Genomic DNA, 24,026 nt, shown 5'->3' on the forward strand with positions numbered 1-24,026 from the left:
AAGGGGGAGAACAAGTGAGAGTGCTATCCGCTGAGAACGTCACGAAGTCCTATGGTAAACACCTAGCGTTAGATAACATGTCCTTTGAGCTTCGCAAGGGTGAGATCCACACAATTCTGGGAACCAACGGTTCAGGTAAAACAACATTTATTAAAGTCCTGGCGACTCTGTTGACCAAGGACTCTGGAATTGTCAATATCGGCGGCTACGATTTGGATACCGATGCGAACATCATCAGAAGACTAATCGGATACGTGGGTCAAGATACTGAACGCTCTGCTTATGCGAGATTAACGGTTCGAGAGAACTTGATATTCTTTGGAAGACTTACCGGACTTAGCAAACAAGAGATTTCAAACCAGATTGACAAATTAAGTACGTATCTGGATTTCTCGGAACATCTGAACAAGCAATTTATGCAATTATCGGGAGGCCAAAAGCAAACCGTTGTCATTATGCGAGCCCTGCTGCATGATCCTGAAGTGATATATCTGGATGAGCCGACCAAGGGCCTGGACCCCGTGATCTCCAGACGTGTACGTGAGTTCATTAAAAGTTATGTACGGGATGAGGGGAAATCCATTATTCTGACCTCTCACATTCTGACTGAGGTAGAGGACATGACGGACCGTGTGTCCCTGATGCGCAAAGGAACGCTCCTTAAAACAGGTACAATTGCCGAACTAAAATCCAATCTGGGCGCAGTCGAATTCATCGACATTCCCAGAGCAGACTTGCCCCCTTCCATTCAGGAGCGAATCACTGCTCTGCCGGAGGTAACTTCCACTATTATTCGTGAGGAGGAAGACACGGTTTCCTTCGGAATCACGAACCTGTACGACGGGATGGGCGCGGTTATTAGTGAATTAAAAGAAGGCAATATCCATACGACCATTCAGCATAGACAACTAACACTTGAAGATTTGTTTGTGCAGCTCTATGTGAAGTCTGATGAGAATTTAGAGTACACATTGGCAGGAGGCAGAGAACAGTGAGTATCGAATACGCTAAAACCGGGACAGGTCAGGAAACCCTAAAGCTGCAAGCCATAGGTAAACCTACCGGATTTTTCACCGTCGTGTGGGCAACAACCGTGAAGGAATTGCAGATTGCTGTAAGGTATCTGCCCAACTTCTTCGGTAACTTCCTACAGTTGGGTCTACGAGTACTCTTTTTCCTGCTGATGTCCACGTTTGTTGTATACGAGGGAGAGAATGTACTTCAAGGAGATAACCTGTTTATCTTTTATCTGGGTGCAATCCTTGTATGGCTGTTCTATGGAGTAGCGTTAAACGCTCCGCTCGGTGCCGTGACGAATGATCTTCATAACGGCACTTTGGAGTATCTGTACTGCAATCCAATCTCTCGTTATGCGTATTATGTGGGGACGGTTGTAGCCAGTGCATTAATGAATGTCATTGTGTTCATACCGATGTATATCCTGCTTGTTCTGTACGCAGGTCTCAACTTTGCTGAATCCATGATGATTCTAGTCACCTGTCTTGTGGTCATCGTTGCATTAATGGCGCTTGGCGTCATGATTGCACTACTGGGGATTCTGTACCGCCAGGTCTCATCCATTGTGGGTATTTTGTTTATCATGTTTGAATTTGTAGCAGGTGCTTATTTCCCAGTAGACCAGTTTCCGGCAGTCGTTCGTTGGATCGCATATCTCCTGCCTTATACCTGGGGGTATGATATGGTGCGTTATTACAGTTTCAAAACAGATTGGGTGCCCCTTGCACCAATCTGGATGGAATGGTGCATTCTCATCTTTTTTGCCATTTCGTATACAATCATCTCAATCGTTATGCTGCGCAAGGTAGAAAAGATGGCAAAGAAAAAAGGTCTCAACCTAATCTGATTATTCTTGATCCCAAAGAGAATGGGAGGCGTGCTAATTGTCAGCAGAGCCAGGTGCATTCATGCAAAATTTACTATTATCGAGCCGAAAGTTCGAAGAGGAGAAGCAATATTGGCTAAACCATCTCTCGGGGGACCTTCAATTCAGCATGTTTCCTAGTGAAAAAACGAGGGGAACATGGGGTGAGCAAGTGTTTGAGGAGATGCAAATTGCATTTCCTCAACCTGTTTCAGAACAAATCTTTCGCATTTCCGGGAACACCGAAGCTGGGGCATTTATTCTTCTACTGGCAGGTGTCACCTATGTGTTACACCGTTATCTGGACAATGACGATATAACAGTAGGTATTACCGCTTCGTCTGGTGCAGCAAATTCAAGTCAACTACGTGCTATTCGCATCAATTTTGGTGAAGAGTGTTGTTTTAAGGAGCTTGTTCTTCAACTCAGGACCCTTGTGGGTGCAGCCAAAAAGTTTAACCATCTTTCGCTGGAGAAAATTCTTGAATTGCTTGGTCATGAAGGGACAGACTTGCCAAGGGTGGCCACTGTGGTTCGTATGGACAATATGCAGGCGAATTTACAGGAAACAGGCCCCCTAGCCGATATGGTGTTTTCACTTCAAATGTCTAAAGTGGGGCTGGCGTTACGCATGAATTACAATGCCACATTATATTCTCCAGCAACCATTGAACAGATTGTAGACCATGTGATGCGTGTGCTCTCAATGTGTACAGCCCATCCAGATGAGGGATTACATCATATAAAGATGCTCTCGCTCAAGGAAGACCGGGTTATTCAACATCTGAATGATACGGAGATACGTTTTCCTGAAGCTCGTTCAATCATCCAGATGATTCAGTCTTGGTCTGCGCAACAGCTGGATATTCCCGCAGTGATCTGCGGAGATCATATTCTTACCTATCGAAGCTTGGATTGCAAATCAGATCAACTTGCGAAATACCTGTTAGCTCAGGGAGTGAGATCAGGTGCCATTGTAGGAATTCTGTTAACGCGATCGGAAGACATGCTCTTGGCTATGCTGGGTGTACTTAAGGCGGGGGCTGCTTACATGCCGATGGACCCCGCTTATGCAAATAATCGTTTGCAGTTCATGCTGGAGGATAGCCAGGCTGCGATTTTGCTAACGAAGCCCGATCTGATCGGCTCACTCATATACACAGGCCAAATAATCGATATTTCTCGCAAGGAAGAATGGGATGACCAACATATCTCACTGCCAGTTGTTTCGTCGGAGCAGTTGGCTTATTTGATATATACTTCCGGATCTACAGGCAGGCCAAAAGGGGTCATGATTGAACATCTGGCACTAAGAAACTTTGTGGAAGGTGTATCCCGCAGCATTCCTTTTGAAGCTGGCCAACGAATTCTCGCCCTCACAACATTCTCCTTTGATATCTTTGTACTGGAAACGCTCGGGGCACTCGCTAACGGGTTAACACTGATAATGGCAGTAGAGGAGGATCAGTTAAGTCCAAGCCGTATTGCGCATCTAATTGTTACTCATAACATTGAATTAATACAAATAACTCCTTCTCGACTGCGGATGCTTCAGATTGGGCTTACAGTCGATTCACCGGTATGGAGCGTAATTCAAACATTGATGATCGGAGGGGAAGCTCTACCGTATGCCTTGTATGAGGAGATCGCGGGGATGACCTCTGCCCGCATCTACAATATGTATGGTCCCACAGAAACAACAATATGGTCGAGCATTAAGGAACTTTCGCCTACCACGACAATTTCGATTGGTCATCCGATTGCCAATACCCGTATTTATATTCTGGATAAGCGGTATCGGCATATGCCAATCGGAGCAACGGGAGAATTATGCATCGCAGGAGATGGAGTAGCCAGAGGTTATTGGAACAGACCTGAGCTTACGGCCGAGAGGTTTGTAAAAGATCCTTTTCATGAAGGCGCTTATATGTATAAAACAGGAGATCTCGCACGTCTCAATGCGAATGGAGATCTGGAGTATCTGGGTCGTTCCGATTTTCAAGTAAAAATACGTGGTTATCGGATCGAACTCGGGGAGATCGAGAACAGGTTACTCCAGTACCCGGCTATCTCGGCTGCTGCGGTCACAGTTCGGTCAGATCAGGATGGGCAGTCCCTGTTATGTGCCTATTACACAGTAACGGAGAGCCAAAGTATCAATCAGGAGCAATTGCGATCTTTTTTGCTGACAGAGTTGCCTGAATATATGCTGCCCTCCAGATACACCATGTTGGATCATATGCCATATACAGCCAATGGGAAGTTGGACCGAAAAGCTCTTCCAGATCCCTTGCTCTTACAGGGAGAAGGGACAGATATTACACTTCCACGCAATGCATTAGAGCAGGTGCTAGCCGAATTGTGGTCGGATCTATTGCAATTGAAAGAGATTGACGTTCATGCCCGCTTCTTCGAAATTGGAGGGCATTCACTGAATGTCATCAAACTTGAGGCCGATATGGAGAGGCAGAGTATTCCGCTTACTGCTGATGAAGTGATGCGGCATGAGACTATTGCATCACTGGCTGAGGTGCTTCGAAACAAGGGGTATGAAGCGGATGAGTATAACTCTGAAAAAGAGATACTTCTTGAAGAGCAGGATATGCCAGAGACGGATGGTGCAATGGAGCAATTTACCGAAGAAGTTGGGGCAACGTCGGAAGCGGATCATCTTATCTTACATCATTCCCATAGGCCAATAGTTATCATCGCAGGAATAGAGCCGTTTAATGATGTTTTCTACAAAAACTGCTTCTATAATTCACTCTTTCCCGTATTAAATCTCTATTCTATTGGTGTACTGCCTGTGATGATTAACGACCGAATGCACTATAGATTCGATGAACATCAGGGCATACTCCGATTAGAGTATCAAGCTGTATTATCAGATGACCAGCTAATTGAACGTATGGGGCTAACTTATGAAACGAAGACCTACAGCGAGGATGTACAAAAAGATATTATAGAAGCGGTTAATTTGAACCGCCCAGTAATTATCCGAGTGGACTGTTATTACGAGTCCTTGCGCAAAGACATGTATTTACGTACCCACTGGCCTCATTCCTTATTAATCTATGGGTATGATCTTCAGAGGAAAGTCTTCCATGTAATAGAACATGATCACCGGGACAATCTCACGTATCAACCGATGGAGATGCCTATGAATGATATTGTACAAGCTTACGAAGGGTTCGTACGGCTTTTCATGGAGGAAGAAGAAGTACCCACGTTCTACGCATTTTCAGCTTGTGAGACTGTCTCACATGAAAGAAACAACATCATGCTGGGAGAACTGCGTGACATGTTTATTGATCATGTGCGTGTTACACCGGGAGAGATTAATCAGGAACTGAGTCATCTTCTGTCCTTCATACAGAAGACGTATCAGTTCAATGAAGAAGAAGATTCACCTGATATGGCCTATGCTGAACTTGTTCTACAATCCATTGTAGACATTGTGAATGCCAAAAAGGTCGAAACCTATCGTATGCAACGGTTATATGAACATCATACCGATCTTGTTTCTGCTGCTCAGGCAATACAGGATCAGTGGAGTGAGTTACGTAACGTGCTGGCGAAGGCGGTATATCGGGAGAATATGACACATAATCAGTGGAGAAAATTCACAAGCAAGCTGGAAGCCATTCATGAACTGGAGAAGCATAACTTAATAAATTGCTCAGGATTGGAGATCAGTCATGATTAAAAAATTGCAAATGAACGAGCCTTTATTGACTACCTACCCACATCATGCGAGTCTCTTTTCGATGCTAGATTTGGACAAGCGTTCACGTAGCTGGATTTATCATAATTTTCTATTGGTCATCCTGAGTCACAATGATGAAGGGGGCTATGGATTGGACGTCTGTTCACAATATTATCCTTGGCACAAATTCAAAATGTCGACATGCCCTATGTTGATTACAAGGGTGTACGATAGAGATATGATTTTAAAACAGTGGGAACTGCAAGATTTTATAGTGGAACTAATTCAAAAGAATAATTATATTTATTTCCTGAGAAATATTCCTGGCGGTGGTAAACATGAGGTATTCATCTCTGGATTTGATTCGGATCGTAAAGAGTTTTTGTGCCATGATTTTTGGGATGGATTCTACGGTGAGAAATGGCTTCCCTATGATGAGATCACTGTTATTCAAGATTCGAATTTCGATGCTGAATGGTCTACGGATTACCTAAACGGAATATGGGCCATTGAAAAGACAGATGAGTATAAGGAGCCCAGTGAATATTATTATGAAACGGTTCTCCAGTTCTCCAAAGAGGATCTAATGAATATTTTGAAAGAATACGTAGGAGAGACTAATCAAGTTCGCAGTATTCTGAGAAAGGATCACCGTTATCTTGGAAGTGAAATATACGATAAGATGATTGATATGCTGGGGATGCAGAAGAAAGGGATGCAAAATCAGCCGTTTGCTATACATCCTTTTCACCTGCTTTATGAACATAAACAACTGCTTGCTCAAGCCATACTTGACTTTCTCCCCGATCCTTCGATAAAAATAAGGTTGGAAGAGCTGGTTAGCGAAGCTTTGAAACTCCGTAATCTGGTCATGTATATGAATCAATTCATCATGGAGCAGGGTGTATACAAAAAGTATGATGTCATGCTTGATAAAATCATTGAATTGAAAAATATGGAATTGGCTATTATGAAACATGTATTCGAATACGAGTATCAATCACAGTTAGGACAATAATTAAATACGATGTATCGACGATAAGATAGACTCATTCATTTAATTCTTGAATGGGTCTATTGAACTTTTCTATTATACTTTCCGATGACGTTACCCTAATATGGATAATAACCTACTTTTTATATAGGAATTATATAGTATGGAGAATGCCAAGATGCCACAATGGAAGAGAAATCTGTATATTCTGTGGTTCGGCCTGTTTTTTAATCATATGGCGTACTCGCTGTCCGTTCCGTTCTTTCCTATATTTCTGCAAAATGATCTTGGTATCCAGAGCGGCCTAGAAGCTTGGTCCGGTATTTCGATCTCCATCAGCTTTCTGATCAGTGGATTATGCGCACCCTTCTGGGGATCACTGGCTGATAAATATGGCAGCAAACTGATGCTGGTCCGTTCCGGAGTGGGGCTAGGCATTGCACATCTGGCTAACTTCTTTGTTTACGATCCGTATACGTTTATCGCGGTAAGGGTCTTTCAGGGACTCATGGCTGGTTTTCATCCCGCCTCGATTACACTGATTGGCACCAATACTCCGGAGAAACAGGTGGGTTATGCACTTGGCGTGATCTCCACGGCCAGCGCTGCGGGCGGGATTCTTGGTCCTCTTGCTGGAGGTGTGCTAAGTCACTGGATCGGACTGCGGGGATGTTTCATTGCATCTGCTGCCATTACATTACTCGCGGCACTGATGGTCCTCGGTGTTAAGGAGTCACGACAAGCTCGTACGATAGTTCCAACAAGGATCATAGGGGATTTGAAAAGAGCGGCTTCCACGCCGGGTTTGATGCGAATCTACGGTTTGATTCTCCTAGTCTCGACCTCCGTGCTCATCATCGAACCGGTGCTGACGCTCTATGTCGTAGAGATTGGCGGAGATGTTGGCAGTGCAACACTGAGTGCAGGTATTGTCTTCTCGGCGATTGGTGTGGCAACCGTCATAATGGGGCCGCGCTGGGGCAAGATTGGTGGAAGGATCGGGTACGAGAAAACCCTGTTTATCGGTCTGATTGGCGGCGGAATTGGCAGTCTGCTGCAAATGACAGCAAATAATCTGATTTATTTTGGCAGCCTGCGATTTGTTTATGGTTTGTTCTTTGCCGCGGTTTATCCGGCACTTAATGCGCTGATCATCAAGTATGCTGATCACGATTTTCGTGGGAGGGCTGTCAGTCTGAGTCAGACGGCGAGTCAGTTCGGTATTGTACTTGGACCGTTAATCGGTGGTTTGCTCGGTGGATGGATCGGTATTCCGTTTATTTTTCTCTTCACAGGGATTGTATTGCTTGGAGCGGCTTGGGCAGTCAGAGTTAGTGATGTGAAGAAGGCGGATAAAACCGAATTGCGGATGGCAGTAGACTCAGGTAGTACGAATATGAAGAAGTGAACACTCACAATGAAATGGGGAGGAATATATATGTCACAACGACAATTGAAGTTGGGAGCCAATCTGAACGGAGTGGGTAACAGCATTTCCTTTTGGCGTCACCCGGATATTCCCATTAACGCGAGCGTTAGTCTGGAGTTCTACAAGAAGCAGGTGCGTATCGCGGAAAAAGGGAAGTTTGATCTGCTCTTTATTGCAGATGGCCTCTTCATCAACGAGAAGTCCAATCCTCATTTTCTCAATCGCTTCGAACCTTTGACGCTTCTGTCCGCACTCGCCGGGGTAACTTCCCACATCGGGCTGGTTGCTACATTGTCTACTTCCTATAGTGAACCCTTCACGGTTGCGCGGCAATTTGCCTCGTTGGATCAATTAAGCGGTGGGAGAGCCGGATGGAATGTGGTTACTTCACCTCTGGAAGGTTCGGCACTGAACTTTGGCAAAGGCGAACATCCGAACCATGCGCTATGCTACGAAATTGCGGAAGAACATCTGAATGTGGTCAAAGGCCTTTGGGATTCCTGGGAGGACGATGCCTTTGTCGGAGACAAAGAGCAGGGCGTATTCTTTGATCCTGCCAAGTTACATACGCTGAATCACAAAGGAGCGCATTTCTCGGTACAGGGTCCGCTTAATGTAGGGCGTTCGAAGCAGGGGCATCCGGTGATTTTTCAGGCGGGCTCATCTGAATCTGGTAAAGATCTGGCCGCCCGATCGGCAGATGCCGTCTACACAGGACATGAGACGCTGGAGGAAGCAAGGGAGTTCTACCGGGATGTGAAGGCAAGAGCGGTGGCTTATGGACGCAAGGCAGAAGATATCCTGATCTTCCCTGGCATCGGCCCGATTGTGGGTAGAACGGCGGAAGAGGCGGAGCAGAAATATCAGGAAATTGCCGAACTGGTGAGTATTGATCAGGCGTTGAATTATCTGGGACGTTACTTCGATCATTATGACTTCTCCCAGCACGCGCTGGACGAACCTTTCCCCGAGATTGGGGAGATTGGCAGCAACAGCTTCCGCAGTACAACAGATAAGATTAAGCAGCAGGCACGAGAACAAGGGCTGACCTTGCGTCAAGTGGCATTGCTGGCATCTACCCCACGTACATCGTTCATTGGTACACCGGATCAGATCGCAGATCAGATTCAGGAATGGTTTGAAGGCGAAGCGGCAGACGGATTCAATGTTCGTACCGTGGTACCCAATGGCTTGGAAGATTTCGTGGAGTTAGTTGTTCCAGTTCTGCAAGAACGAGGGCTGTTCCGTACGGAGTATGAACATGAGACGCTAAGGGAGAATCTGGGTCTTGAGATTCCACGTAACCGGTATACATTAGAGAGCGTGAGATAGAAAAGATAGAGCGGTAATGACGTTAAGGTAACGTTGTTGCGGCTCTTTTTGATGGTTTCTTTTTCGGAGAGTACTGCTATTATAAAATGATAAAGAAAATGATACACAAGCTGCAATTCCAGACGAGTCACAGGAGGAGATTGGGATGATTAGAGGGTTAACGAATGCGGGACTGGGCAACATCGAGTCTGATGAACAATATATCACAGAAGCGGCCAAGCACGGATTCGGATCTGTAGATTTGAATCCGCTCTCATTGATTGAAACGTATGGCAAAGAACAGGCGCAACATCTGCTGGAAAGCAATCAGGTGATCATCGGTTCATCGGGGCTGACGTTAGAGTGGCGGACGACAGATGAGCAATTCCGTGAGGGATTGCAATCGTTGGTCGCTATGGCAGAAGCTTCTGCTTCGCTGGACTGTTACAGCTGTTGCACGTATATACTACCCTCAACGGATCAACCGGCAGCGCAATTTATGGCCGCGGCTACGAAACGCTTGAGACTCTGCGCAGATATCTTGGACGCTTACGGGATTAAGTTGGGTCTGGAGTTTGTGGGATGCCACCACTTGCGGACGCAATGGAAGAATCCGTTTATCTGGCGTGTGGAAGATACGCTGGACTGGATCGAGACGATCCATGCGCCGAACGTAGGTTTGCTCGTAGATTCCTATCACTGGCATACAAATGGTTTACCGATGGAAGATCTCTTGAAGCTGAAGAAAGAACAGGTTGTTCATGTTCACATTAATGATGCCTATGATATGCCCGTTGAAGAATTGCTGGATTATGAGCGTTTGTACCCCGGCGAAGGGGTCATTGATCTGAGTGGTTTTCTGATAAACCTGCAGGCGATTGGTTACAATGGTGTGGTGGCTCAGGAAGTACTGGCACCGGCGCCGACCCTAAATTTGAATGAAATATTGGCTAAGTCGAAAGCAGGTTTTGACAAGGTATTCGCGGCAATCTAAGTTACTGAAAAAAGGAGGGGGGGTGTTCCTAGCTATGTTTATGGCTTATGGAACCCCCCTGTTTTTGTTCAATTAATCCAGCACGCCGTGATCTTTCATCAGTTGTTTTGTAACGATCCACAGTCTGTTTTGCATGGCCTCATCTCCGCCAGGATGTATAGGTACAATAGATGCTCCAGTTCCCACATTAAAATATCCTCCTGATACCTCGCCATACTTCGAATCCACAGCCAACCGAGTAATGATATCCGCACCCCGGCGCGGGTCGCCGATGTGCAAAAAGGTTAACATGCGTTCAAGCACACTTGCAAACCATAGCTCTCGTCCGAGACCCGTAACATTAAAGCCAGGATTCAAGGCATTTACGCGAATTCCGGTTCCACGCCATTGTCTGGCTAGTTCACCAGTAAACATAATATTGAGCAGTTTGGTTTTGCCATAGATTGGAGAGGAACCACGCGCAGTAAAAGGAGTGATATCCGTTAAGTCATCTGGCAATACCAGTGTGCCGTGATTTCGCGAAGCTTCAGAAGCAACATTGACGACACGGGCATGGCCCGACTGAATCAGGGAAGATTGCAAGGTGTGCGTTAACAGCCAAGGTGCCAAATAGTTGACGGCAATCATCTCGGCATATCCTTCGGACGTGACTCGCTGTTCAAAAGCATGAAGTCCGGCATTATTCAAAAGTATGTCTATACGCGGATAAGCGGTTGCAATCTCAAGCCCAACACGTTTTACATCACTCAGTAATGATAAGTCTCCATAGAAAAATTCGATTTTGGCAGAAGGCATGATCTCCTTGATTTTGTACCTGGTAGCCTCGGCACGTTCCTTGCTTCGGGCTGTGAGTATAAGATGTGCCCCGTGTTTGGCGAGTTCCATGGCTGCAAGCTGCCCTAAACCGCTTGTTGCTCCAGTAATTACAATAATGGGATGTTTAGTTTTCATGAGAAGATCTCCTTTTGACACGAATAGATTCGGAATTATATAATGGACATAAATCAACTATAAATATTAATTGATATTTGTCAACTATATTTCTGGAAGTCTACTTTCATGTATCGAGGAGAGGGAGTTAACAATAATGAGTGAAAATCCAGTCAAAACCAAAGATAGAGCAGCCCTGGAGCTAGCGCTGGGTGAGCAGATTCATGCACTGATCAGTGCTTCGCATGCGCTTAACGTTCGATCTGCCGAGCGTTTTGATGCGAACCTGCAACCTGCCGCTTTTCAACTGGTACGGTGGCTCTACTCCTACGGCCCAACAAGCGCCGCGGCTTTGGCAGAAGCGAATGCAATGGACCGTAGCTCGGTCAGCCGATTAATCAAACAACTCGAAAAGTCGGGATATGTAAGCAAAGAGCAAGACCCCGACGATCGTCGTGGGGTGTTACTGTCTCTTACGGAACTTGGTCAACAATCGACGGTTGCTGCGCTCAAGGAGAAGGAGTCCGCTTTTTATGACCGTATATCCAGATGGGATGATAAGGAATTGGAGCGTTTCACCGCCATGCTCAGGCAGTTTAACGGATTGGAAGAAAAGTGAGAGGTTCTATAGTGTGGATTGTATTTGATACCCGAACCATAGGACATGTCACCATTGAGCGAGGTAGACTACAAATTCATAGCAAAAGCGGACATCTGGTGATGTCCGCTCGTGAAGTTCCCAGATCATTTTATAGTTTCCAGGGAAGCTGCGGGATTTTATATCGGAAACCCTGATGGTTTCCTTTTCTCACATATATCCAAGGTGGTGGGACAGGGGTGCCTAGTGCTTTATACAAGACCGTTCCTTCATCGCTTGCGGAATATTCTTCGATACTACTTTGGATATCCTCCCAATGAACCTTACCTTGGTAAGACAGTGTTTGCCCTTGAACGATAACATGAGGTGCACCTGAAATGATTCTCTGCGTTGTGTTGAGAACGCCAACCTTCCCTGAGTACAACATAACGAATTCGCTACTGAAAAGTATGATAATCAAAATGACTATGCTCACAATCCATCGCTTTTTTCTCATTTTTTGTGACCTCCACTACCTAGGGAATCATTCCCTCATAGTTAATGTCTTTTAATGACATAATCTCGTTAGAGATGGTATTGATTTTGACTGAATAGGGCTTAATAGCTTGAAGGAATTCATTAATGATTTGCTTGCGATCTTTATCAAAGACGACAGATGTTATGTGATTCTCTTTTAATACGTTATCGTTCATTATGACTTGTTTAGCATAACTAACTGAATTACTATAATCGATTAGATGCGTAACCCCCGTGAATTTGCCACTTGTTAATGTGCCTTTGGAGAATTCGGATGGTTTAATCCCAATATATTTTTCAGAAGAACCGTGTTTCTTGTTATAATTGATAATCGTGTCAAAAAAGTCCTTATCCCCAGTTAACTTTTCGTTGAAATAATCATTTTTGAGAGCAATCGTAGTCGTATGATCGGTATATCCTAGTGAGACAGTATCTGAAGAGTGGATTGCGTAATATCCCTGAGACATCTTGCCCTGATTGAATGTTCCATCGTTAATGGTGTTGTTGTAACGGTCATGTACAGGGTAAACCTTGCCATCAGAAGTAAGATACTGTACTTCTAACCATTGCGTAATTTCTTTTCCTTTACCATGATATGTATCATTATTCCATGATCCGGTGTAGGTTTTTGTAGTGAATTCACCTGTTCCATGGCCCATATTAGATTCATTGTAATCCTCAAAGGGGACACCTCCACCTTCAACTAATGTATATGTATACTTGCCTTTTCCTTGCCGCGTACCACTCACCCAATCTCCAGAGTAAACTTCGGTTTCTCCCCATCTTGCGGTTCCTTTACCATGAGGTTTCCCGTTTAAAACTTCACCATAGTACGTCCCTCCATCTGACAATTTTAAGTTTACTTTCTTCGATGCTGCTTCTGTTGGAGTAGAGCTTGATAATAGTACAATGATAACGATGATCGTTAATCCAAAACCTAGATAGAATCTTTTCAAAAGTGTGCAACTCCTTCAATGAATAATGATCTTTGCGTTATTTTGCCATCTTCAACATTATCGGTTTATGTATCGTATTTTTCCAGTTTAAATATAAAGTGGAGATAGGTCAGATTTCACAAACAACTCGCCCCCATTTCACAAAAGTAAAGATGTAAAAGCTGATACAAAATCCCGCTCAACCCAAAGTACCTGCGGCTTCAGGGCATATTATGCCTATGATTCGTGGCTACTGTTTCTATACTCAGCGTATACGCAATCCTGATTTTTTTACAAAACCCACTATCTTCTACACTTCATCATTCCGCCTACGCCAGTTCTCCTCCTAATGATCCACAGCAGTGGTGGAACTTTCCTGAATCGTGAACAATCTCTGAATTTTGCATCACCTCCTATTTGCAGCGTTATCCCTAGATTCACTCCCCCAATATGGAGCAGTACAGAGCATGACTCTGTTAGAAAAAGCTTGAGTAACCTTTAACGGAATATGAAAGAATGCAGGTATATGTAAAATTTTAAATACATGCTTCCAGGCCGTTGACCCTGCCCCCGAAAGTCTCTTATATTTACTCCCGACACAACAACTCAGAACGGGTGGTGGGATGATTTTGTTCATTAATAAAGGCAAGAAAATGCTCGCTATGCTTACACTTATACCCTTGGCTACAGGGATGGTCATGGGGGCTTTCCCTACTGCGATAACGTATGCAGATGCGGGGGATAACACATCAATCAACAGCTCGGCAACAGGTTCTTGGCAAACGGGAGATTTGCATGTACATACGTTTGAGTCTGATGATGCACAGGTTTCACTGGAGAACGTGCTCGATGCGGGTTTAACCAAATATGGGCTGGACTGGATCGCGCTTACGGATCATTTGCGGTTATCCAAGCGAGATCACAACGGCGTAGACATTCCAAGTGGGTCAATCCCCATGTCTCAAGGGATGAATGAATATCAGGTACCACAGATCAAGGCACTTCAGGATGCAGGCAAATACGCAGGTAAAACGATCTTTTCCGGTTTCGAATGGGACATGCCGACACATGAACATGTTGGGGTGGGGATTCTTACGGATGAGCCTAACTCAACCGAAGCGCTGAACGCTGCCAAGGAATTCGAATACCGTTTCACGAATCGCGCAGCGAACCTGTTTAATGCGGCGGACGTAACCAAATGGGATCGGAACGGAGGGCGTGCGTACACGACTCATCAGGATGCCCTAACCGCCATCAATTGGCTCGCAACGAACTATCCAACGACAAGTTATGCGATGATCAACCACCCTTCACGCGGCAAAAACAAATATACCGTCGCGGACTTCCGTGAGTTCAACGATCTGGCTCCACAAGTGGTATTTGGTATCGAAGGCATGTTGGGTAACCAAATGGAACCGGATCGTGGAGGGTACAACACAAGCTACAATGTAGCTAATCCGACCGCAGATGATGGATACAAATATCGTACATACGGCGGTGTAGACTATATGGTCGCCAAAGTGGGCGGACTATGGGATGCATTGCTGGGAGAAGGACGTCACTTCTGGAACTATGGCAATTCGGATTACCACTTCAAGACGATTGACACGAATTCCAGTGGTTATTTTCCGGGCGAATATGCCAAGACGTATTCTTGGGTTGAGGGTACAGGTATGCAGGCTGTTCTGGATGGACTGCGTTCGGGGAAATCATTTTCCGTATTCGGTGATCTGATCAACGCACTGGATTTCACGGCTTCCGGAGCGGGTGCTCAGGTTGAGATGGGCGGAGACCTTCATGTGACCCAAGGCGATGAAGTTGAGCTGAAGATCCGCTTCAAGAGTTCAACGACGAGCAACAACTATGAAAATCCAATCAACAGTGGTACGTCCGCTGGACAAGTACCCGTGGTGGATCACGTCGATCTCATCGCTGGGGATGTGACAGCCAAGGCCCAGAAGGGTACAGCCGCATATAATAAAGACACCAACGACTCTACCAAAGTACTGGCTACCTTCACATCCAACGATTGGACGACAGATGCCGAAGGCTATAATGTCATCACGTACAAGATCAAAGCCACAGACCAGGACAAGTATTTCCGCCTTCGCGGTACGAATCTGGGGATGAACGTGACAGGTGAGACTGTAAATGGTGAACCACAGCTTGATCCGAAGATTACGACAGCTGATGCAACGACTCGTTTTAATCAAATTAACGATAGCAACTATCGCGATCTGTGGTTCTACTCCAACCCAATCTTCGTGAGTGCCACACCATACAGTGACGCACAGGCTGTAACCGATACACTTCAAGCAATCGATCTGGGCGATCTTAACGCGGTCCATTCCGATCTCACCCTTCCTGTCGAAGGGAAGCATGGGGCAACCATTAGCTGGTCCAGCTCCAACCCGGAACTAATGAATAACGAGGGCAAGCTGCTAACGCAACCGGACAATAATGAGCGACTGGAACTGACGGCAACCGTGCAACGTGGCACGGAGTCACAACCCAAAACATTCACTGTCATTGTGGAAGGCAAGAATAATCAGGCGCTGGTGTTAAAAAGCAACATGACTACCGCTGACGGCCAGCCGTATCACACGGATACATGGACGAACCAGTCTGTAACGGTTAGTGTAACTAGCGCAGTATACGCGCCTGCTACTTCCGCGATCATCGAGTTGTCCCGTGATGGAGGGCAGACGTATGAACTTTATACAGAGAATACACCTTTGGAGGTAACGGAGCCGGGAGAGCACAACCTTTTATTCCGAGCAACAGACGATCTGGAACAAACGTATACTTTACCTCTGGTCATTAAAATAGACCGTGAGATTCCCGTCATCACCCTGCAAGGTAGCAGCCAGATGACGCTGAACGTAGGAGATACGTACAACGAGCCTGGAGCACAGGCTTCTGATAATGTCGGCATCCGTGGTTCCGTGCAGGTGGATGGCACGGTGAACACACAAGCAGCAGGGATCTATACCCTTCGGTATAACGTGAAGGATATCGCTGGTAATGTGGCACAGGAAGTTATCCGTACCGTGACTGTACAAGCCCGCTCAGGCAATGGTGGCGGGGGTTCAGGTGGAGGTACTGGAGGCAACTCTGGTGGCAATTCTGGAGGAAACACACCAAGTGTGCCAACAACGCCTACCGTTCCAACCACACCAACCAATCCGGAAACGGGGTCAGATTCATCCACTGAAGTGAAGGTAGAGGTGGAAGCGAATCAGCCGGTCCAAACGAGTTTGAAAGACATCGTGCAATTCAATGTTCCATCGGGAGCCATTGGTTCCAAGGATACACTGCAAGTGTCTGTGGTTGCCAAGGACAAGTTGCAGAATACAGCTTCCCTGAATGTACTTGGACAAGCTGTACAGATCAGCCGCAGTGGCGGAAGAACATTGAATGATCAGGCGGCATTGAGCCTGAATGTGGATTCGGCAGATCTGCCTAACGGTACCCAACCTGCAATCTATTACTATAATGAAGCTCGTCAGAGCTGGGTATTTATCGGTGGCAAGATGAATGCAGCAGGAAGCATAACGGCCAATGTTAATCATCTGGGTACATTCGTTGTGTCCAGTTATACACCGGTGAATCTGTCTGATCTGAATGGACACTGGGCTTCCGGCTACGCAGATCGTTTGTTGGGCATGAACGTGATTCAAGGTTACACAGATGGTACGTTCCAACCATCGAAGAAGATCACACGGGCAGAGTTTGTTACGTTGCTCAGTAAGGCACTGGCATTGAAGTCCGTGGATTCGGATCTGACATTTGCAGATCAAGGTAGTCTGCCAGACTGGGCAAAAGGTGATATTGCCGCAGCCGTGCAAGCCGGAATCGTGAAAGGCTATGGTGATAACACATTTAAGCCTGATCGGACCATTACCCGTGCCGAGATGGCTGTTATGATGGCGAATGCGCTGAAAGTAAGTTCAGATGCACAAGCCGGAATGTCTGGTAATACATCCGTTAAACCAAACTTCACCGATGCATCGCAGACGCCATCTTGGGCACAAGAAGCACTGGATACAGCGGTGCAGGCCAAGATTGTGAGTGGGTATACGGACCATACGGTTCGTGCAGGAAGTGAAACGACTCGAGCGGAAGCTGCGACGATGATCTATAACTTGTTGCTGGCCATGTACGTGTAAGAAGTAACAAAGAGAATTAACCGTATTTACAGCAGATATAATGTAGATAAAAAACTGATATCCTTTTGGGGTATCAGTTTTTTTGAGATTAAGAGTTGCTCATCTCTTCGGGGGTGGCATGTAAGAAGGTCCATTGCTGTAATTCACGAGACGAAAGGGCAAGTTACTGTGATAGAATGAGTTAGGTTTGGATGATGAAACGGTGGGGGCTAGAAAATGAACAAAACGGAGCGGCAGCTTGCGATTACGCTTGAATTGCAGCGAAGAAAGATGTTAAGAGCAGAAGATTTAGCTGCTCAATTTGAGACAAGTGTACGTACGATATATCGAGATATTCAGGCATTAAGTGAGGCTGGTGTTCCGATTATGGGTGCTCCGGGTCATGGGTATTCCCTCATGGAAGGATATTTTCTGCCCCCGGTAAGCTTCACCGCAGAAGAAGCCGTATCCCTGCTCATGGGAGCTGATTTTATCGAACAGAGAATGGATACAGAATACGCGATGGAGGCTAAGTCGGCTCAACGAAAAATTGAAGCAATCTTACCAGAATCCGTTCGTAATGAATCCACACGTGTACGGGAAACGATGCGACTGCTTCATACGGTTGAACCTTTAACCCGAGCACGGGTGAAAACATACCTTAACCAGATACGTAATGCCATTCTGGATCAACGTAAAATCAGCTTTATGTATCTGAAAAAAATGCCAGGAACGGATGGCAATCGGTATAATATGCGTGAGGTTTCACCCTACGGACTCTCACTGGTTCAGGAGAATTGGATGTTAATTGCACGTTGTGATATGCGACAAGACATCCGTCATTTTCGTTTGTCACGCATGACTGAACTTTCCGTGATGGAGGATCAATTCCTTTTGCCACCGGATTTTGATCTTAACAGTTATCGACCTCCTGACGACCGTAACGAACAAGTATTAATCAGGGCTAAACCTGAAATCACTGACAAAGTTATGGAGGCCCTGCATTTTTATATGGATGCATTTGAGGAGCAAGAGGAAGGTTTCATTTTTCATTTTCGTGTCCGCTACCCGGAAGAAATATTGCATTATTTACTTGGCTGGGGTGGAGATATCGAGGTCTTGGAGCCGGAGTCTTTGCGCTTCCGAATGCAGGAAGTAGCCAAAAACATCTTAAAACACTACTGACATACACCTGTCAGTAGTGTTTTTTTATACTTTGATATATCACAGATCAAGAGGAGTGGGTTGAAGGATGAGAAGTACAACAGAAGTATTGAAATCATTTGAAACGGCAGTAGAACGATATTTGGAAGAACTTAACAAATTGGATATGGGTAGCTTACTTAAAAAACACAGTGAAGAGGAATGGTCCATTGGACAGATGTATGTACATTTGATTCAATCAGCGCTTTTCTTACATCTGCATAATATTGAGCAGTGTTTGAGCAGTGAGGATTCGACTTTAAACTTGGGGGAGGAAAAAACAGAACTGGGTAGGCAAGTGTTTGAATTAGGACAATTCCCGCCCATTCCCGTTAAGGTTCCTGCTTCCCCGCAGTACACCCCGCAACCACCCGAGAGGATGGGATCCTTGATCGATGGGCTTCACGAGGTAGTGGATCGGATGAGAAGCACGGTATCTGTTCTACACCAAGCGTCCGTAAACAACAAAATACGTCATCCAAGGCTTGGCGCTCTAAACGCTCAGGAGTGGTTTTTGTTGATAGAGATGCACTACAGACATCATTTTTTGCAATTAGACCGATTGAAATCGAATCTGGAAATGTAAACGAGAGAAGGGAATGAGATGTATCCATGAAACCAAATCAGGACAGCAGATATTGGATTGGTGTTGTATCTGCTTCTCATGTGAATGTAGCCGTAGAGGGAGGGTTTGCGCAGTTGTGCCATGGCAAGTCAGCGCTGTTGCGACAGATGTCCGCGGGTGACTGGCTGATATACTACTCTCCACGTACAGACATATCAACAGGGCAGCCACTTCAGGCTTTTACCGCTATTGGTCAAATTATCGACGACAGGATATACCAATATCAGATGTCGGAATCCTTTATACCCTTTCGCCGAGATCTCCGTTATCTACCGTGTCGAGATGTAAAGATTGCAACGTTGTTAGAGCAGCTTAGTTTTACACGCGAGAATCGCAATTGGGGGTTTCCATTTCGTAAAGGTCACTTTGAGATTGGGGCTGAAGACTTCATGATGATAGCTTCATCCATGTTGGAAGATGAGACACAGTCACTACTGGATATTAGCTTAAGCCATAAATGTTAACCAAAGCAAAAGGCCCATAGACAGTCTATGGACCTTTTAATTTTAAGGATAATCATATCCTCCACCGTTGATATTACATTTGCGAAGACGCTGGATGCCCAAGGAAAGACCTTTAATCGCCCCGTATTTCTCAATAGCTTGAATCATATACACAGAACAGCTTGGTTCAAAACGACATTTGTTCCTCACCTCAATGGGGGCAAAACGTTGATAAATTCTAATACTCCATATCAGGATTGCTCTAACACGTTGTAGAACTATGAATAACATACTTGCTATGAAAACAATCTGGGCACTTAGCAAAGCATATACTGGGGTGAATAGATTCAAGAGATAGAACCAGATCATAGAGATGATTAGACCTGTCAATAATGCAAGTGTAACGTTAAGCAAAGACTTCAACCAATCAATTTCTGGAATAACATGAGTTCTTATATAGAAACTGCTTCGAGGATCGTTTTCTTCATGATGTGTATGTAAGAGTCTAATAAGTTCTTCTTCGGATGGCATGTTATTATATATCAGTTCCTCAGATTCTGAGTTTCTCATGATTGTTGTACTATTATTAAATCTCTCTGTAGAAAATCAGCATATAATGATGCGTTGTAACAGGTTGCTGAAGACAACCGGGTTTCTCAGTGACGGCTAGCGACTCCATCGATTGATAGATCCATCCGGATTGTGCTTTGTGATTGATGATATCAGCAAATAAATTAACAGCAGCCTGAGTATCACCTCGGTTTACTTGAACATTTTTCGGACCTGGAACGACTGTGTACTCTCTCATTTAAATCTTCCTTTCGTATGTTGAAATTATGGCAATAGACATTCCATTATTTTACTATGGGTATGGTAAACTGTCGATTGAAACTTAATAGATGAGATTGGATTAAATTAAATTGGATTAAATTATAGGCTATCTAACAGGATGGTCTTTGTTGCTATTAGGGTTTAAATTCAAGCAGAAAAGTCAATAAAAGCTCTGTAAGCAACGCTGTACAAACCACTGAAAACCAGTACAATTGAACCTATAAGAACATGAGATAAAGAGAGGAATTTCTCCATGACGGATACAAGTGGGAATCGCAAAGTTGACGGCTATCTAAAGAAACTCAAAACGTGGAAGGAAGAGTCCACAAAGCTGAGAGAGATTATTCGGGATTTTGAACTGACAGAGGATATGAAATGGATGCATCCTTGTTACATGCTGGATGGGAAAAACATCGTTCTCATCCATGGATTCAAAGAGTACGTGGCTATTCTGTTCTTCAAAGGTGCTCTGCTGAAGGATACACACGGCATTTTGGTCCAGCAAACGGAGAATGTACAGGCAGAACGCCAGCTTCGCTTCACCAGTCTGGAGCAGATTGTGGAGCAGGAGGCTATGATCAGAGCCTATATCCAGCAAGCGATTGAAGTGGAACAAGCCGGACTGCAAGTGGAAATGAAAAAAACTGCCGAATATAGCGTTCCTGAGGAACTTCAGCAGCAATTCGATGAGAATCCTGCTTTCCGAGATGCATTTGAAGCACTGACACCCGGACGGCAGCGGGCATATCTCTATTATTTCTCACAACCTAAGCAATCCAAAACAAAAGTGTCACGAATCGAGAAATACATGCAGCCGATCCTGGAGGGCAAAGGATTGAATGATTAATCTTATAACAATATATTTGAGGGAAATTAAGAGTTGAAACGAGTGAAAACCTTTCAGATATAATCCGAAAGGCTTTTTGCTGTTTTTGCTAAAAGTGTAGATAACAGGAGAGTGTCCCATATGATTCGAACTTACCAATACTACGCAATTTTTAATTTTGCTGAGGATGGAATTAATGTTACATTTCCTGATCTGCCTGGATGTATCACCTGTGGCGAATCAATTGATGAGGCATTAGCGATGGCGAAAGAAGCACTTGAATTATTTTTGGATGGAGAACCTGTTGAAGATATTCCACCTCCTCAAAGCATAATGCCTGAATTATTGAACTCTAAAGATAAAGCATATTTAATTGAAGCAAGTATTGCGTATTATTGATGAATTCTATTTTTACATATCTGAATTCACCAAACTGAGTTTAGAACATCGTCAACTTCTTTGATTCTTGTGACAGATGGTGTTTGAATTAGATTTCCTTTGACCATGACCATAGAGATGTCTGACAAGGCCTCGATATGTTCGAGCGGATTTTGCTCCATGATAATCAGATCAGCATGTTTTCCGATATCCACCGTTCCTGTTACATCGTCAACACCGAGGATCTTCGCATTGGTTCGAGTCACCATGTCGATGACCTGTTTGTTGTTCAGGTTGGCCTGTCTCATGTAGTGGTCCATCTCTCTCCACATATCATAGTGAGTCACGTAAGGCATAGCGGCATCAGTACCTATACCGATGGTGATGTCGTTTTCGATTGCTTGTTTTACGCCTTTGAGCATGGAATCGTAGACCAGTTTGGAATTCTCTTTTACCGTTGCACTTACCTTTGTTACGCTGGTATCCAGTGAAGCGGATGGATAAGCGGCTTGCAGGGTGGGGATGAGTGCGGTGTAACCATTCAGGGCATTGGGATTGTTTTTGTACAAACGAATGATTTCGTCGTCCATCTCCGAACCGTGCTCAATCGTATCGACGCCACCTTGTAACGCAACTCTTACGCCTTCCGTGCTTTCCACATGCGCTGCTACCCGCAAACCAATCTTATGCGCTTCATCGCAGATCGCCGCAACTTCGTCCACCGTCATCTGTAAACGTCCAGCTTGGCCGACCATCTTGGCATCCGTCACGCCACCCGTCACACAGATTTTGATCAGATCCACGCCGTGTTTCACATTGATGCGCACATTCTTTCTGGCTTCCCACGGGGAGTCGCCCAGAAGAGCCAAGAATGGAGCGCCGTGTCCACCCGTGACACTTAGGAAAAATCCGGATACAAGCAGATTAGGGCCGACGAATTCACCGTTATTAATCTCATCCCGCAGCTGGACGTCGGTGTAAAAGAATTCTCCCACACTGCGCATCGTTGTCACACCCACATGGAATGCGTCAGCGCGTTGCGTTTCATACGTTTTTTCAATACGTTTCTACCAAACTTCGTGTTCAATATCCGATCATAGGCAAACTGCAACAAACCTTCACTGACCGAGAGACTGAACGGTTTACCATCTGCAAAGAGGTGTACGTGGGCGTTGATCAGTCCTGGCATTACGTATTTCCCTGAGAGATCGATTGTTGTGTAGTGACTAGGGATATGCAAATCATGATCTCGGCCGATATCCTGAATAAGTCCTTGTTCATTGACGAGAATGGTCATATTTTTTTGCAGATTGCGGCTTGAGTCGCCGTGGATCAGATTGACGTTTTTTAATGCGTAAGCGGTGTTCATGTTGTGTTCCTCCTTTGGATATAGGTGAAGCGAGTAGTTAAGGTAAAGAAGATAACTGTTTCAATAATGAATATTCAATTCATTTTTAGGTTAAAAAAATAGCCAGATCTATGATGAAGTTTTTTGCGTGCAAACCAAATGAAGTTGATCTGATCTGCACGCTTTGGCTAACCGGCATAAATGATGAGATGGAGCGTTATTCGTTGAGACTCTTCATACCGTACAGTCTGTATACATACAAAGCTTCGAATATTTGCTTCCGGCTGTCCTCACTCATATCCCGCTTCAATAGATCCAAATTCATGTCGATCACGTTGTGCGCGAGGATGTTCAGTAAGATCAAATTCTCTTCGGTTCCGATCTCATATCGTTTATATTGATTCTTCAGATAGGCCTTCTTGGTTTCGATCATCAGCTCAACAAGTTCATTCTTAGCGTTGGTGTAGATAGTGCCTTTATTCTTTTCAAAGATAATAACGATTTGATTCCGGTATTTACGTAATACATCCACTTGTTCCTGCAACAGCGCCGACTTTCGCTCGCTATCCGTTTCCTCGAACAAGGTCTGATTATCAAAGTGAATCGTTTTCACGAGCACATTTTTCAAATAATCCACCAGTTCCGGCGTCACAACGGCGTAGAATAGTTCTTTCTTGTTCTTAAAATAAGTATAGATATTGCCCACGGAAATATTGATCTCATTCGCGATATCGCTCATCTTGGATCTACATAGCCTTTCTCAAAAAAGACTTTGAGCGCCGCATATTCAATCTCTTTCCTGACCTCGTCTTTCTTGGCTTGCACCATCGTGAACGACTCCTTATTAGTGAATGAATGATTCGTTATTAGGAAAGGCTTCTTTGAGGGGATTGTCAAATGGCTGATGAATTGCAGTTAACAAACTACAA

21 protein-coding genes are annotated in these 24,026 nt (G+C 44.9%); 14 read left to right on the forward strand and 7 right to left on the reverse strand.

The genetic code is table 11. The features are described from left to right. The first annotated feature begins 14 nt into the window (after positions 1–14). The 7 genes from PAEAM_RS23395 to PAEAM_RS23425 all read left to right on the forward strand — a co-directional run bounded on the left by PAEAM_RS23395 (position 15) and on the right by PAEAM_RS23425 (position 10,316). On the forward strand, positions 15–995 hold the full coding sequence (locus PAEAM_RS23395) for an ABC transporter ATP-binding protein (RefSeq protein ID WP_017686951.1): 981 nt from the start codon (positions 15–17) through the stop codon (positions 993–995). Then, on the forward strand, positions 992–1,864 hold the full coding sequence (locus tag PAEAM_RS23400; protein WP_047843969.1) for an ABC transporter permease: 873 nt from the start codon (positions 992–994) through the stop codon (positions 1,862–1,864). The genes PAEAM_RS23395 and PAEAM_RS23400 overlap by 4 nt, the downstream gene beginning before the upstream one ends. A 37-nt stretch (positions 1,865–1,901) precedes the next feature. Continuing rightward, entirely contained in the window at positions 1,902–5,588 is a 3,687-nt protein-coding gene (locus PAEAM_RS23405) for a non-ribosomal peptide synthetase (RefSeq protein WP_100529158.1), read from the forward strand. After that, positions 5,581–6,606, forward strand: a complete 1,026-nt coding sequence (locus tag PAEAM_RS23410) for a hypothetical protein (protein ID WP_100529159.1) — start codon at positions 5,581–5,583, stop codon at positions 6,604–6,606. The genes PAEAM_RS23405 and PAEAM_RS23410 overlap by 8 nt, the downstream gene beginning before the upstream one ends. 154 nt (positions 6,607–6,760) lie before the next feature. Then, complete coding sequence (locus PAEAM_RS23415) at positions 6,761–7,990, forward strand: MFS transporter (RefSeq protein ID WP_100529261.1); 1,230 nt, start codon at positions 6,761–6,763, stop codon at positions 7,988–7,990. Between the two features lie 30 nt (positions 7,991–8,020). Further along, positions 8,021–9,343 carry an LLM class flavin-dependent oxidoreductase gene (locus PAEAM_RS23420; RefSeq protein WP_165790034.1) on the forward strand — a complete coding sequence of 441 codons (1,323 nt, stop codon included), beginning with the start codon at positions 8,021–8,023 and terminating at the stop codon, positions 9,341–9,343. A gap of 145 nt (positions 9,344–9,488) precedes the next feature. After that, complete coding sequence (locus tag PAEAM_RS23425) at positions 9,489–10,316, forward strand: sugar phosphate isomerase/epimerase family protein (RefSeq protein ID WP_100529161.1); 828 nt, start codon at positions 9,489–9,491, stop codon at positions 10,314–10,316. A gap of 72 nt (positions 10,317–10,388) precedes the next feature. Here the strand turns inward: PAEAM_RS23425 and PAEAM_RS23430 are convergent, their stop codons facing one another. Next, the gene (locus PAEAM_RS23430) at positions 10,389–11,267 is read right to left on the reverse strand and encodes an SDR family NAD(P)-dependent oxidoreductase (protein WP_100529162.1); all 879 of its coding nucleotides are present in this window, start codon (positions 11,265–11,267) and stop codon (positions 10,389–10,391) included. A gap of 136 nt (positions 11,268–11,403) precedes the next feature. Between PAEAM_RS23430 and PAEAM_RS23435 the strand changes: the two genes are divergently transcribed. Continuing rightward, positions 11,404–11,865 (forward strand): MarR family winged helix-turn-helix transcriptional regulator, encoded by a 462-nt coding sequence (locus PAEAM_RS23435; RefSeq protein ID WP_100529163.1) that lies wholly within the window; start codon positions 11,404–11,406, stop codon positions 11,863–11,865. Positions 11,866–12,359: 494 nt separating this feature from the next. Here PAEAM_RS23435 and PAEAM_RS23445 read toward each other — a convergent pair whose 3' ends face one another. Then, positions 12,360–13,316, reverse strand: coding sequence for an MORN repeat-containing protein (locus tag PAEAM_RS23445; protein WP_100529165.1), 957 nt, complete (start codon positions 13,314–13,316; stop codon positions 12,360–12,362). 608 nt (positions 13,317–13,924) lie between these two features. Here PAEAM_RS23445 and PAEAM_RS23450 point away from each other — a divergent pair. The 4 genes from PAEAM_RS23450 (at position 13,925) to PAEAM_RS23465 (ending at position 19,735) form a co-directional block, all read left to right on the forward strand. Beyond that, positions 13,925–17,464: an S-layer homology domain-containing protein gene (locus tag PAEAM_RS23450; protein ID WP_133120478.1), complete on the forward strand. Its 3,540-nt coding sequence runs from the start codon at positions 13,925–13,927 to the stop codon at positions 17,462–17,464. A gap of 216 nt (positions 17,465–17,680) precedes the next feature. Beyond that, positions 17,681–18,628 (forward strand): helix-turn-helix transcriptional regulator, encoded by a 948-nt coding sequence (locus PAEAM_RS23455; RefSeq protein WP_100529167.1) that lies wholly within the window; start codon positions 17,681–17,683, stop codon positions 18,626–18,628. A 67-nt stretch (positions 18,629–18,695) separates the two neighbouring features. After that, entirely contained in the window at positions 18,696–19,232 is a 537-nt protein-coding gene (locus PAEAM_RS23460; protein ID WP_100529168.1) for a DinB family protein, read from the forward strand. A gap of 26 nt (positions 19,233–19,258) precedes the next feature. Continuing rightward, entirely contained in the window at positions 19,259–19,735 is a 477-nt protein-coding gene (locus PAEAM_RS23465) for an EVE domain-containing protein (RefSeq protein ID WP_100529169.1), read from the forward strand. A gap of 42 nt (positions 19,736–19,777) precedes the next feature. Here PAEAM_RS23465 and yidD read toward each other — a convergent pair whose 3' ends face one another. Together yidD and PAEAM_RS23475 are read right to left on the reverse strand one after the other, a co-directional pair. Beyond that, on the reverse strand, positions 19,778–20,245 hold the full coding sequence (gene yidD, locus PAEAM_RS32400) for a membrane protein insertion efficiency factor YidD (RefSeq protein WP_243391444.1): 468 nt from the start codon (positions 20,243–20,245) through the stop codon (positions 19,778–19,780). Positions 20,246–20,300: 55 nt separating this feature from the next. Then, complete coding sequence (locus PAEAM_RS23475) at positions 20,301–20,522, reverse strand: hypothetical protein (protein ID WP_100529170.1); 222 nt, start codon at positions 20,520–20,522, stop codon at positions 20,301–20,303. 276 nt (positions 20,523–20,798) lie between these two features. Between PAEAM_RS23475 and PAEAM_RS23480 the strand changes: the two genes are divergently transcribed. Next, on the forward strand, positions 20,799–21,392 hold the full coding sequence (locus PAEAM_RS23480) for a YdeI/OmpD-associated family protein (protein WP_100529171.1): 594 nt from the start codon (positions 20,799–20,801) through the stop codon (positions 21,390–21,392). Positions 21,393–21,512: 120 nt separating this feature from the next. Then, positions 21,513–21,770 (forward strand): type II toxin-antitoxin system HicB family antitoxin, encoded by a 258-nt coding sequence (locus PAEAM_RS23485; RefSeq protein WP_100529172.1) that lies wholly within the window; start codon positions 21,513–21,515, stop codon positions 21,768–21,770. 26 nt (positions 21,771–21,796) lie between these two features. Here PAEAM_RS23485 and PAEAM_RS23490 read toward each other — a convergent pair whose 3' ends face one another. The 3 genes from PAEAM_RS23490 to PAEAM_RS23495 form a co-directional block, all read right to left on the reverse strand. Next, positions 21,797–22,753 (reverse strand): amidohydrolase family protein, encoded by a 957-nt coding sequence (locus PAEAM_RS23490; RefSeq protein ID WP_243391445.1) that lies wholly within the window; start codon positions 22,751–22,753, stop codon positions 21,797–21,799. Between the two features lie 5 nt (positions 22,754–22,758). Beyond that, positions 22,759–23,118, reverse strand: a complete 360-nt coding sequence (locus PAEAM_RS32405; RefSeq protein ID WP_243391446.1) for an amidohydrolase family protein — start codon at positions 23,116–23,118, stop codon at positions 22,759–22,761. Between the two features lie 196 nt (positions 23,119–23,314). After that, positions 23,315–23,836, reverse strand: a complete 522-nt coding sequence (locus PAEAM_RS23495; protein ID WP_243391447.1) for a TetR/AcrR family transcriptional regulator — start codon at positions 23,834–23,836, stop codon at positions 23,315–23,317. Positions 23,837–24,026 lie beyond the last annotated feature (190 nt).

Origin of the sequence: Paenibacillus sp. GM1FR, assembly GCF_002803315.1 — a bacterium.
GTDB lineage: Bacteria > Bacillota > Bacilli > Paenibacillales > Paenibacillaceae > Paenibacillus > Paenibacillus amylolyticus.

Bases quoted from the DNA above. Each gene is read 5' to 3' on its own strand.
- PAEAM_RS23490 (WP_243391445.1), bottom strand. From the start codon at position 22,753: ATGCGCAGTGTGGGAGAATTCTTTTACACCGACGTCCAGCTGCGGGAT.
- PAEAM_RS32405 (WP_243391446.1), bottom strand. From the start codon at position 23,118: ATGAACACCGCTTACGCATTAAAAAACGTCAATCTGATCCACGGCGAC.
- PAEAM_RS23475 (WP_100529170.1), bottom strand. From the start codon at position 20,522: ATGAGAGAGTACACAGTCGTTCCAGGTCCGAAAAATGTTCAAGTAAAC.
- PAEAM_RS23460 (WP_100529168.1), top strand. From the start codon at position 18,696: ATGAGAAGTACAACAGAAGTATTGAAATCATTTGAAACGGCAGTAGAA.
- PAEAM_RS23415 (WP_100529261.1), top strand. From the start codon at position 6,761: ATGCCACAATGGAAGAGAAATCTGTATATTCTGTGGTTCGGCCTGTTT.
- PAEAM_RS23410 (WP_100529159.1), top strand. From the start codon at position 5,581: ATGATTAAAAAATTGCAAATGAACGAGCCTTTATTGACTACCTACCCA.
- PAEAM_RS23435 (WP_100529163.1), top strand. From the start codon at position 11,404: ATGAGTGAAAATCCAGTCAAAACCAAAGATAGAGCAGCCCTGGAGCTA.
- PAEAM_RS23425 (WP_100529161.1), top strand. From the start codon at position 9,489: ATGATTAGAGGGTTAACGAATGCGGGACTGGGCAACATCGAGTCTGAT.
- PAEAM_RS23495 (WP_243391447.1), bottom strand. From the start codon at position 23,836: ATGAGCGATATCGCGAATGAGATCAATATTTCCGTGGGCAATATCTAT.
- yidD (WP_243391444.1), bottom strand. From the start codon at position 20,245: ATGCCATCCGAAGAAGAACTTATTAGACTCTTACATACACATCATGAA.
- PAEAM_RS23430 (WP_100529162.1), bottom strand. From the start codon at position 11,267: ATGAAAACTAAACATCCCATTATTGTAATTACTGGAGCAACAAGCGGT.
- PAEAM_RS23485 (WP_100529172.1), top strand. From the start codon at position 21,513: ATGATTCGAACTTACCAATACTACGCAATTTTTAATTTTGCTGAGGAT.
- PAEAM_RS23455 (WP_100529167.1), top strand. From the start codon at position 17,681: ATGAACAAAACGGAGCGGCAGCTTGCGATTACGCTTGAATTGCAGCGA.
- PAEAM_RS23420 (WP_165790034.1), top strand. From the start codon at position 8,021: ATGTCACAACGACAATTGAAGTTGGGAGCCAATCTGAACGGAGTGGGT.
- PAEAM_RS23480 (WP_100529171.1), top strand. From the start codon at position 20,799: ATGACGGATACAAGTGGGAATCGCAAAGTTGACGGCTATCTAAAGAAA.
- PAEAM_RS23465 (WP_100529169.1), top strand. From the start codon at position 19,259: ATGAAACCAAATCAGGACAGCAGATATTGGATTGGTGTTGTATCTGCT.